Here is a 12,900-nt window from a genome sequence, read left to right on the forward strand (position 1 = left end):
GCAACAATTATTACAAAATAGCCTGCAGTCGCACAATTGCTTGGGCCCGATCAACCACTTCTAATTTGCTGTAAAGATTGCTAATATAATTGCGCGCCGTACCTTCCGCAATATGTAATGTATCGGCGATTTCACGGTTGTTCAGTCCCCGGATAATGAGCTGTGCCAGCTCCTCTTCCCGTTCTGTCAGACTGATACGATCCAGACCCGATCTTTGCCAGTGTTCATAGTCCTCTGTTAACCTGTTCATCCTCGATGCCAGTTTGGCTGCTACCGGAGCTGGCAGAATAAATTGCCCGGATAACGTATCATGAATCGAAGCGATCATTTTATCTGCATCCATGTCCTTCAGCATATAACCGCTTGCTCCGTAGGCCATTCCCTCTACAATATAATCAGTCTCTATAAAAGTAGTCAGAATCAGAATGAAGATGTTCGGCCGAATCTGCTTTATTCGTTTCAAGGCGCTAAGGCCATCCATAACTGGCATTTGAATATCGAGCAGCACCAGATCAGGCTGGAGTGCCTCAACCATCTCGCAAGCTTCTTCTCCATTCTTGGCAGCACCAACCACTTCCATATCATCTTCCAGATCCAAAATGGTGCGAAGTCCTTCCCGCGTCAACAATTGATCATCGGCAATTACAATTTTTATTTTACTCATGTTCTATCCACAACCCTTCGCATGGGCAGATCAATCTCCAGTAAACAGCCTTCATCCATTTCTGAATCGATGGATAAGCTGCCTCCCAGCTGCTCAACCCGTTCCTTCATCGTCCTAAGTCCAAATCCCATCACGATTGGACTCATCCCTAGCCCACAATCCTTGAGTCTAAACTGCAAGTTCGCTCCAACAGACTCCAGACTAAAATGGAACTCCACACTCTTCCCATGTCTGATCCCATTAGTTAAGCCCTCCTGCAAAGCATGATAGATTGCCTTTTTATAGGCTGTTGACATGGCTTCCGGCAGATCATAAATAACTGCATGAACAACAACGCCTGCATTGCGTTCTGTATCTCGAATCAACTGCTTCAGCATCACGGTTAGATCAGAATACCTGTCCTCTTTCAGCATATGGACAGAGCCGCGGATTTCATTCAAGCTATGCCGCACAAGATCCTGGGCCTCAGCCAGACGCTGAAAGCCGCTGTCTATCTCCTTCTTCTGAAGCAGCCGCTTGCCAGCTTCAATCTGCAGAATCGTCGATGTCAGGGTATGCCCGACAATATCATGAATCTCTTGGGCAATACGATTGCGTTCCTCAAAAACAGTAGCTTCGGCCAAAGCCGCAGATGTTTCACGCATCGAACGCTCCAGGCTACGAGTTCTTTCTACCACCTGATCCTCCAGATTTTTTTTGAGATATTGGATGCCCGAATACAGCTTGGCATTAGCGATTGAGATTGCGCATTGTGAACCAAGCAGCTTGAGCACATCGAGTCTGCTTGGAGTAAATACACCCGGCGATAGATTATTCTCCAAATAGAGCAGGCAAACCAATTTATTCTGATTCATGATGGGGAGACATAGAACCGATTTCAGTCTATTATTCCTAACGTAAGTATTACGTGTAAATATTCCTTCACTGAGTGCATCATGTAATACAACCTGTTCTTGTGTTCTTGCCGCGTAAGCTATAATCGCTGCCGGGACCAACCCCGATTCTTCCACAAGTGGAACAGATTCGATATGCTGGGCTTCTGAGGTCCCATAAGCTTCCACCATCCATTTGCCGTCATGATCAAAAATAACAGCCCCATATTCTGCCCCAGCATTGTGGAGCATGATTCGCATCAGCGTGGCCAATAATCGGCTCATCTCCATTTCGCCGGATAATGCTTGGGCAGACATTACCACAGAAAGGGAATCCACACGATCGAGCCCGGGCTCTCGTTTAATATGCAGCAAATGGCGATGCTGCTGCTCCAGGTCAGCCGCTTTAGCCTTTGCGCCCCATTGCAGATAAGCCTCATAGGCCTCAGTCATATAGATTCTTGCCAGATGCATTTTGCCATGACGAAGCCCGTATTTACCATAACATTCCGCTGCCATCGCTAAATCGTGAATATGACCGTGGATCCGAGCGTTCTCAATGGATTGCTCATACAATGCTTCAGCTTGGCGGGGATCTCGCGATAGACGAGTTAACTCAGCCTTCATTAACAGATATTTATGCTGATAATTCCCCGGACAACGCCTGGCAAGCTTTTTCATTTTCTTCAAGCATTTACGCATTTTTGCCCGATATGTACGTTGCTCTTCAGCGTTATATTCCTCATACAACTGAGCGCAGACTAAACATTCATACATGATCTGCATGGGACTGTCTAGGCCATCTTCGCGTGATTTTATAATGGCCGCTGATTTGGCCAATGCCTCACTGGCTTCTCGGTATTCCCCAAATACATAGCCCGTCAAATATTGATAGATCCAGACCATTTCTTGTATAAAATCAAAGGTGTCCCCATGAACCGACTGTGCAAAAGCAGGCTCGCTAATCTCCGCGATGGGAAAAGGATCATCTATAGAGCGATAACCTGTCAAGCGAACAAGAATGGCCGCTGCTACAATAGCCTGCTTACAATGAAGACTGTTGTTATGGCGCAGCAAATCACCGGAATGAGTAATTAATCGCTCATAGATATCGCCGAGAGGATGACCAAATTGCAAAAGGGAGGCACAGTTGATCAACACATTCTGGTTGCCCTTCCATAAGTCACCTGATTCCAGTCCTACTTTACCAGCTTTCTCGGTAAACGTATGGAGCATAGCAGGATCATAATGCCGCCAGCTATCGTAGCACATGGCGAACGCGGCTAAGGTTGTCATGTGCTGTTTCGGATAGGGTTCGGATAAGCTGAACGCCAGCATGGCCCATTTGAATGTCTCTTCATCATTACGGAAGTAATAGTATTGAAACATTGCATAACCTATAAATCCAATGGAAGCCTCCGGAGTCATCCCATAATCAAGCGTTAATTCAATCATGGTGAAGGAAGAAGCGAGCCACCCTTCTCGATTGACGTAGAAGCAAGCATTGCTTGAATGATCTAAAGTAGACATTGCGATTCTACGTGCTTCATCAGTCATTGGAGGTAAAAGAGTAAGCGATTCGAGTGAGACCTTCTTGAGTCTATGCCGCAATCGTAACCATTGAAGCGTCAATTGAGCATAACCAGGATCAAATTGATGCTTCACTTTCAGTAACGATAAGGTATGCTGGCCTAAGGAGATCACCTCTTCATGGTTATCATTACTTGCTTCCAACTGCACCTTCATTACGTAGACGTAAGCCTTATCCATATTTGTCGTAGCTTTATCAATCAACAGATGGAATAATTCATTAGCCGTATCAAAATGGGAACATAAATATTCGAGCTCCGCCCTCTCACGGAATACCCGGAAGGTCAGCCCATAATGCGCCTCCCAGCTCTGCTCCTCTAATAATGACGTTGCCTGAAGCATATATTGCAAGGCTGTCTCATGTGCGGTTGTTTGCTTCGCTTTTATCCCTGCCTGTAAGTTCAGCTCTACTAGTTGAAGCCTCTCTTCAGGGCGGTCTAACCATGTAAGTGCCTGATTCAAATGATGGACAGCTTCGAATAGAGTCGTTCCTTCACTAAGCGGGCCTCGGCCTAGCAATAACAGACCAATCCTCCAATGCAGCTCGGAACGCTCCTCTTCGGAAATAAAAGTATATGCTGCCTGATGAATGCGGTTGTGCTGGAACTTATAATGCGGATATTCCTCCCCGTTAACGGGCTGCAACAAGCGCCCATGTACAGCAACCGCCAACGCATCGTTCAATGTCTCTATCGGTGTCTCCGTAATATCAGCAAGTGTACGTAAATCAAATAGGCTGCCTATAAATGCGGCTCTGCTAAGTGCATATACCGTCTGTTCAGGAAATTGCTGCAATTTACTTGAAAGGTATGAAGCTACGTTATCGGGTACATTCAATTCAGTAATACGCTGGAGATCCCATTTCCAGCTTCGAATATTCTCATCAAATTCCACTCGCTGATCATCTATCAAATCTTGAAGGAATTGCTTAATAAATAACGGGTTTCCATCTGTCTTATGAAGCAGCACGCGCGCCAGCTCGTCCAAGTCAGCTGCCTCGTAACGCATAACATCAAGTAGCAGTTGTTTTAAATCGGTGAGTTCAAGCGCTTGTAAAGAAATTCTGCTCATCGCTACGTTGCGGTCAATCAGATGTTTTTCCAGCCTACTGAGCGGGTGCAGCCTTGTAATCTCCCGATTGCGATAGGAAAGCACGATTAGCAGATGAGTCGTTGCTGTACCCTCTATAAGCGAAGTGAGATATTGCAGCGACGTATCATCAGCCCATTGCAAATTATCCAATACCAAGATCAAAGGATGATCCTCATGAGGAAAGAGTTGAATAAATCGGCTCATGATTAATTGAAAGCGATGCTGAGCTTCCAGCGGTGGCAGTGGAGGCACGGAGGGTTGAAGGCCAATCAAGAGTTCAAGCTTAGGAACAAAATCGATCAGCAATTGACCGTAATTGTCCACTGCTTGTAGAATACGCAGCCTCCAAACCTCCACCTGCAGCTTTGTTTCCATCAGCAGCTGACTAACCAACTCTTCTATGACTTGATGCCAGATGCCATAAGGGAGTGAGGTATGTCGGGATTCGAATTTGCCTCTGGCGAAGAAACCATCCAAAGAGACTGTATTGCTAAGGGTCTCCTTCAGAAAGGTTGTTTTGCCGATACCACTCTCCCCGCTAATCCAAACCGTCTCTACGGCACCTTGTGATGCTCGTTGCAGTGCTTCTCTTAAGCTTTGTTGCTCAAGATGTCTTCCATAGAAGCGTCCTGATACCATCCAGCGCTCTGGGATATCCCAGCTTCCTAGTGGAAAAGGCTCAATATGCCCGGATTCTTCTAGACGGGATAGACATTCCTCAAGATCCGATTTAATGCCAAACGCGCTGGCATACCTCGCTTCAGGCATTTTCTCCATGCATTTACCAACAATATCAGAGACCGATAGAGGGATAGTGGGGAACCTGCGGTGCAGAGGCTCAGGTGTATCTGCAAGATGACGATATACAATATCAACAACATCATGCAGCTCAAAGGGGCGGCTGCCCGAGAGACATTCATACAGGATGATCCCCAGCGAATAAAAGTCAGAACGGTAATCCGGTTTGACTCCGGTTCGTCCCGTTTGTTCTGGAGCGATATAAGGAAGCAGAACATCGGGCCGGCCGCCTAACGGTGACAAAGGACTCGTGGTGTTTTCGGTAGAACACATTCTTATATCAATAAATTTCACTTCAAAAGTAATGGGATTGACGATTAGATGAGCGGGGGTTAGTTCATTTAGTGTTATTTTTTCACGATGAATTTGCATAAGACAATCAGCAATAGCTGTAGCGATTCGAATTAGCGCTGGAAGACCCAGTGAATTAACAGGCATACGCAGGATCTGCCCAAGGGTACTCCCCTCTATATCTTTTAAGAGAAGGACTGGTCGGTCCGCCATAATTTCCAAACTGTACGGCTCTATTGCACCACGACCGCAAAGTCGCTTAAGCATGTCATACTCATGACGAAAAGCATCGACCATGGCAGCTCCCGGATATTCTCCTATTGTTGTCTTAGCGATAACTCTTAGGCCGTCCTCTTGACGTAGGAGTCTGTATAACCTGATATCTGCGGTATTATCTATCAGATCTAAGGTTTGGTATCCTGGCAATTCAAACATCAACAGCACTCCCTAATTACAATTAGACAGAATACTCAATCTCACAAAGTAGTTAAAGCCATTATAACATCTGATCTTGCCGTTCTACTCATAAGACATTTCATATTTCGTTAATCCTATCGCGTTCGCGCACAATGCCGCCTGTGTCCGGTCAGTAACCTGCAGCTTCGCTAAAATCTGACTGACATGCTTCTTCACCGTAAATTCACTGATAAAAAGACGTGTGGCAATCACTCTATTGCAAGCACCTTGTCCAAGCTGAATCAGGACTTCCTTCTCTTTTGGTGTCAATTCATCTGTTGGACTGCTGGCGCTCATTCGCATCTTTTCTTCCATTAGACCAGGATCATAGTATTTTCTCCCTTTGTACACCAACTGGATAGCAAACAGTAATTCCTCCGGCAGTGCCTCTTTCAGAACATATCCGTCTACCAGTACTTCTTCAGCCCTCAAAAAATCCTCTCTGCTCGCAGAGGAAGTCAACAGTATGAATTTACTAACAATGCCGCGGGTACGTGCTATCTTAATGACATCCAGTCCTGATTCATCAGCAAGTTTAAGATCAATGAGGACAATGTCTGGCTTTGTCTCTTCAATCACATCAAGTGCTTCCGGACCATTCGTAGCTTCACCGGCAAATTGCATATCCGATTGCATTGCAATGACAGATGCCAGCCCTCTTCTAACTAAAGGATGATCATCTACAATGATGATTTTCACAGAAACAGCTCCCTCTAAACCGCATACATTATTTACTTCTTTGTATAAAAAGCTTCAATTGGAGTATTTATTTAAATTTGGCGCATTTCTGATTAAGTATAGTTAAAAGACTACACCGCTTATAGTGAGCGTTGTCATTTCTTTTGTCATATGACAAAATGGATATTTTTACATAAAACGCCTTCATTTAAAAACTGGCGAACCATGGTTATAGAGACCACAATCCGCCTGCTTTCTTGGGAATTTAATTATTATCAATAAAAGAAATGATTTGCACGAGATTACCTGCGACTTGGTAAGTTAACCCCAGCATGTAAGTTCCTTTCTCCTCGTTCGATAGGTCAATAGTGAACGCATCCGGATTAGCAGCCCATTCCTTCATATCAAACACAATTTCTTTAGATGTTCTAGTGTTTCTTACCCCAGCCGAATTAGGGATCACTTTGCTGCCATCGAGCCCTTTCACCAGATTGGCCACTTCAACCACAGGTCCCTTAAATTCTCCTACCTCTACCATTTGTGGGTCGGCCAATAAGCTCGTTAGTTTAGTTAATCCTTGTAATGGGGAGAAATCTGTAATTTCATTTCCAGTAATATCAAGTGTCTCTAGGTTCTTCGCGTACTGCAAACCTTCCAAGGATCTGGCTCTTCTGGTTTCGCTAGTTAACGTTGTAAGGTTATACATATCACCTAATGTTAATTCTCCAGTTACGCCCAATGTAGTCTTGATCGAAGCACTTAAATACGGATCCGCCACAGTAATCACTTGCGTAAGATCTATTTGGACCAAACCTTCGGTTGCTTGTTGCAACGCTGCTACAGCTTCGTCTACTTCACTTTGCGTAACAGAAGAGTTAGCCAACACTGTCTCTGCTATCGAGAGGCTGGACATAAATGCCGCGATGCTCTCAGGTGTGAAGCCTTCTAGAGAAATTGCTTTAGCCGCTGCAATCGCCTGTGCGAGATCTCTAGTGAATAAGTGATCTCCATTCGCAAAATGTAGTTTGGCTCCACCCCATGTAGCATGGTCAGATCCGTTGCCATTTCCCCCGTCTGTGACGACTAATTTCAGTTCTTTTGCTTCATTAATATCCAATTCGATGAATTTCTGCGGATCTCTCGAACCCATGACCCCACTATCAAATTTCTTCTCTCCATCGACAAACACCTCAAAGCTCACCGAACCAACAGAACCGTACTTTTGTCTATCTACACCTACATAGGAAGTGAAATAGTCCGCGTTTTTGTCGCTTAGATTGTATACAATCGTCGAGTTAGAGTGCGCTCCAATTCCTCTTTCATAGGACACTACCTGATTGTTCTCATCTGTTAATCTCAGCGTATTTGCACTAATAGATTTATCCTTCAAAGGTGCAGTATAGCTGTTCTGAGTAGAATTCCAGTCGTAATCCGTCAGGTACGTAAAGTCCGTCATGTCTACTACGGCTATAGTTCTAATCTTCGTGGTCTTATTTCCATCACTATCTGTTACTGTGTAAGTGATTGGATACTTTCCGGCCCGGTTGAATTTAACTTGCTCTTGGCCTGTGACCTTCACTTGAGCCGTCAAGTCACCGTCTTCCGAATCCATTGCCGAATAGCTTTCACTGATATCAATCGCTTGGCCCACTTTGGTTGAGACAGATTTAGGTATGGTAAGCTCTGGTGTATTGTTCAAGATCATAAACTTCGCATCAGCAAAATCACCGTGATCTGAAGCATTTCCGTTACCTGCATTATCTAACACCAGCTTCAATTCACTTACATCCTTAACAGGTATCCGCGCAAGCTTGGCTTCTGTACCAAATTTCATCAGTCCGCTGTTATAAACCTCTGCCCCATCGGCAAAGATTTTGAAAATTACACTGGAGTTGCTTTGCTCAGGGATATTTCTATCAACCCCTACATACGTTTCAAAATATTCATAGTTTGCACCTGCCAGATTATACACGATTTCAGAGCTGGCATGGGTTCCTAAGCCCTTAGCGAACTCTTTGACCTCGCCATTTACCAGCAGCTTAATCGGATTGTTAGAGCTAGCCTTATCTTTTCGAACCACATTATAATCCGTTTTTGCCGATTGCCAATCTATATCACTCAGGTATTTACTAGCGCTGTATACAACAATCTTTCTGGCCTGCACAGCGGAGTTCCCATTTGAGTCTGTAACTGAAAACTCGACGTTGTAAGTCCCTGTTTTGCTTGATGTGAATCCATTTGAATGCACTTCAACGGCTCCAATTAAGTTACCATCTTCCGTATCAAAAGCTGTTACATCGCTCAACACATCAAATACGCTGTTCAGCTTAACGAAGGTTGTCTCTTCCGGTACTGTAATGGTAGGTTTGCTTGAATTATTCGAGAACTTCGCATCCGCCCATACCGTATGGTCTGAAGCATTGCCATCCTTAGCATCTGTTGTAACCAGCTTCACCTCTCTTGCGCCAGTCACAGGGATTTTCACAAATTGATGTTCTGTTCCTGCCCGGAAAACATCACTCTCAAATTTCTGTTCTCCATCCACATACACTGCAAAAGTAGCCGAGGAAGGTTTCCCTTTCATGGCTTGATCAATCCCAATGTAGCTTTCAAAGAAGTCGTAACCCTTACCTTCAATATCGTAAACTACCTCAGAGTTGGCATGAACACCAATCCCTTTCGCGTACGTCGCAGCCAACCCTTGGCGAACAAGGGTTATGATTCCTCCGGAAACGGCTTTATCTTTCTTTAATTCACCCCAGCCTACAACGACTGACTTGGCATTGAGATCGGAAATATAGGCGTAGTCGCTCGTTACCGTAACCTGTGTGGTTTTCGTTTCCGTAACCCCTTCGCTTTTCACTTCATATACAATTTCGTAGTTGCCTTTTTGCGTTACATCAACGTTATTGGCTTTCAGAGAGACATCTGCAGTAATATCGTTTCCTAGATAGTTAGCCGCTTTTACATAGCTCATCGGATCAAAGGTTTGATTAAGCTTTAAAGTGAGCTGATCTTCAACAGACAAGGCTGGCTTAAAGGCTTTAACCTGTACGGGCTTCAGTGGGTTCAGCTTTTTATCATAACCGACGATCTTGTACGTATAGTTGATACTCACATCTACATTCTGATCCACAAATTGCTCAGTTCCTGTAAAACCAACTAACACATCATTTCTATACACTTCATATCCTAAAAAGTCTTGCTTAAGCTCTTTATCTATACTGAAACTTAACGTGTTCGTTCTAGCCGTGGTGTTAGGTGTGATATTAACCTTAATGGCCAGATTTTTATCCGCTATTCCAGTTCCCTCATAATTAATCACCGAGTTATTTAAATACCATAACTTTTGCGGTGCCGGATACTTGGCTACTTTCGCTTTTGTCTCAGGATTCACAGTGAAGCCATGTCTGGCAAAATAGCTGCTTAAATCTAATCCCAGTACTTCGGAGGAGAACTCCACCAAATACTGCTGCTTGGAATTGTCACCGTTGGTAAGGGTGACCTTCCGCTCCCGATATAGCTTGGTTAGCTCTGTCCAGTATCCCGGATGTGCCAGCTCCAGCTGCCAATAGGCTCCGAGTTGTGCAAATAAGCCCTGCTGATTCATAACCACTTTATTTTCTTCGAGGACATATTTATAGATATCTGATTCATACGGTATACGATTATCTATCGAATTCGCTGCGACAGACATAAACATAGACACCATATTATTAGTTACTTCGCCATATTCCCGTTCACCCATAGCCAAGCGATGCCCAATTTCGTGATTCAGTCCCCAGCCCGGATAGGCTTTATTAAAATCACCTAACATGGTTCCTACTGTTCCAAGTTGGATCCCTGTATGATCTCCCGCTGCATACATCGCACCATAAGGCTGCATCAAGCGAATATTCTCACGAATTAGCTTGGCATCATGAATCTCGCTACTGCCATCCAAGCCATAGAAGGCAAAAATGCTCTTCATCCAGGTGTCATACCCAGTTACGGTGTCCAGCGGGTTATTTCCTTGCGTAATATATTTGTTGTACGCCTCCGTCGCCGTTCCTGTGAATATAACATGATCGCTGGCCATTTCTACCACATCTATGAGTTTACGATCTTGAACATTTGGATGAGCCGCTTTATCTTCGTCCAGTCTTTGTTTGTATGTGATTAAGAAGGTTTTGAATTGTTCTGGATCCGTGGTCTTGGTCATAAAAGGAATCTTTTCTAAACCTTCGAAGCGGATCAATGGCGCTTTCCCTTGTTCCTCAGCTGTATAGGGATTTACGATATAAACGGTGCCGCCCTTAGTCACTTCATGTGCATAATAACTATTCGTAGCAAATTCAGGAACGGTTATAATGTTCTTACCTGGACGCAATTGCACACCTCTAGCCCAAACATTCCAAGCGGCCTCTTGTTGAGAAAAGACTAAAGAAGGTAGCTTATCGTTAGAAGCTGCGTCCACATAAACGTTGATCGTATCTCCAGGCATTGCAACGAGACCTGTAGGCTGGTTGTTCGTACCAAAACCAATTCTCAGGTTTTCCTGCGCATGCTTTTTCATATCTCCACGTTGTTCCGCCTCAATGATGGTGCCTTCGATTTGAACCTCGCCATTAACCAGCTTCTTAGCTAGTTCCAATGAATCTTTCAGGATTGGATAGAGGGGATGTACTTTTGCCGCTTCTTCTAATTCGTTGATTGCTTCGACGCTATTATAAGCAGGCACAACCGCACTCATCGTTCCATCTGTGAAAATACCATTTACAGCTTCGCTTACTTTATCTTCTGTATAAAATCTAAATTCAGCCGCAAAAGGTCTGTTGATATTAGCTTTTGTGAACTTAAATTTTAATCTTTTAAACTTCGTCGGTTCGAATTTAAATTCCAGAAAGTCATTGGTACTAATCGCGGTTCCGCTAGATACAAGTTGGAAGGTCTCTCCTTTACTCGTCTCTGATGCATAGATTTCAAAAGCCTCTGGGAATCCTTTGCGGTTATCTCTAGCCAAAAAAGCCACTCTGTCCAGCACTTCCGCTTGCGCTAGTTCAAACACGACTTCATTCGTGAAGCTTGCATCATTGTTTTTGTTCGTTTCCCAATGCGTAGTGGGCTGGTCATCCAGCATATATTCAGGCTTCGTACCTGGGTAGCTTCCACCGTTCACCGTTACTTTTGATACGTTTGCATTCGGCATTCTATAAGCTTGGCTATAGGCATTTTCATAGGCTGTTCCATACCCTTTTAGCTTCGAAACCTTGGCTGCCGTTGCCTCTACCTGATGGTTCTCCAAAAGGATCTTTGCATTCTCTATCTCTTCTTTAAACTGCGCATACAGTGGATGTGCCTGCACTTCATTCTCTAAAGCTGTTAATTTCTCTGCCGTATTAAAGGCAGTACTAACTTGGCTCAAGGTATCATCTGTAAATAAATTTTTCATTTTAGCAGAGACACTATCCTCTTTATAAAAAGAAAACTCAGCCGCACTCGCCCAATCTTGGTTCGCTTTTTTGAAGACAAATTTAAGTCTCTTAAAAGCCGTAGGTGCGAACTGAATCTCCACTACATCACCGGTTGAGCCTGTATATTCTCCAGAAGACACGAGCGTAAAATCAACCCCATCGGTAGTGGAACCATAGATCTCAAATTCTTGAGCAAAACCTTTACCTTTCGCACCGGATTGCCTAGCCGCGTATACCATTCTATTTAATTCAGTGGACTCATTGAAAACAAACACAACCTCATTCGTAAACGTTGAACTATTCGGTTTGCCAGTCTCCCAATGCGTGCTCATATCCCCATCCATAGCCTTAGCTATAGGCGAGCCTGAGTAGTTGCCACCGTTATTTGTGATGGATTTAATATTTGCTGGATTCATTCTAAAAACCTCATTATAGGCATTTAGAGCATCCTTGCCGTACAGCTCAAACGGAATAACCGAAGCGTTGCTTAATAAGTTAACCTTACTTTGCGCCACTGTTTTTGTTACATTTACCTTGCTTGCCTCACTTGCTAAAGCATAACCTGCCTCACTCGAAAAACTGGCCAACATGGCCGCCGATGTAGCGATCGCAATCATTTTCTTCATCTCTTCTTACCCCCAGATGTCATATGAATCTCTCCAGTGCCCAAAAATGGGCACAAAAAAAACTACCCCAAAAGAGTAGCTTGATTGCGTATAAAGTCGCCTAAAAATTAAGACTTAATTTTTATTAAACCTTAACAAGCATAAACGCCTTCAGCGTCCTATAAGGACGGCAAGCGTTTAAGCGAGAAATATAAGATATTAAGTATAGGTGTATAACTTATACTTTCTTATATTTTAACAAAAAGCGTTACACACTCTTTGGCAGCTGGCTGACAATAGTTATGATAACCTTAGTCCCTTTAGCTTTGCGTCCCTACATTTCCATAGGTTTGCCTATGAAGTTTCGAATACATTCAAAGAGTAACATAAGCCTAGATCGG

The 12,900-nt window shown here is 44.0% G+C and carries 4 protein-coding genes and 1 riboswitch; all 4 genes read right to left on the minus strand.

Annotation, left to right across the window (positions count from 1 at the left end):
• Positions 1 to 10: 10 nt before the first annotated feature.
• The 4 genes from MHI15_RS13115 to MHI15_RS13130 all read right to left on the minus strand — a co-directional run bounded on the left by MHI15_RS13115 (position 11) and on the right by MHI15_RS13130 (position 12,520).
• A complete protein-coding gene (locus MHI15_RS13115; RefSeq protein ID WP_036682266.1) occupies positions 11 to 664 on the minus strand; it encodes a response regulator transcription factor in 654 nt (217 codons plus the stop codon).
• Complete coding sequence (locus tag MHI15_RS13120; RefSeq protein WP_340397558.1) at positions 661 to 5,742, minus strand: AAA family ATPase; 5,082 nt, start codon at positions 5,740 to 5,742, stop codon at positions 661 to 663. The genes MHI15_RS13115 and MHI15_RS13120 overlap by 4 nt, the downstream gene beginning before the upstream one ends.
• 84 nt (positions 5,743 to 5,826) lie before the next feature.
• Complete coding sequence (locus MHI15_RS13125; RefSeq protein ID WP_076124152.1) at positions 5,827 to 6,462, minus strand: response regulator; 636 nt, start codon at positions 6,460 to 6,462, stop codon at positions 5,827 to 5,829.
• A 244-nt stretch (positions 6,463 to 6,706) separates the two neighbouring features.
• Complete coding sequence (locus MHI15_RS13130; RefSeq protein ID WP_341164476.1) at positions 6,707 to 12,520, minus strand: NPCBM/NEW2 domain-containing protein; 5,814 nt, start codon at positions 12,518 to 12,520, stop codon at positions 6,707 to 6,709.
• 257 nt (positions 12,521 to 12,777) lie between these two features.
• A riboswitch (cyclic di-GMP riboswitch) is annotated at positions 12,778 to 12,864 on the minus strand.
• Between the last annotated feature and the right edge of the window lie 36 nt (positions 12,865 to 12,900).

The sequence above is a fragment of the Paenibacillus sp. FSL H7-0918 genome (assembly GCF_038007025.1).
Lineage (GTDB): Bacteria > Bacillota > Bacilli > Paenibacillales > Paenibacillaceae > Paenibacillus_AQ > Paenibacillus_AQ odorifer.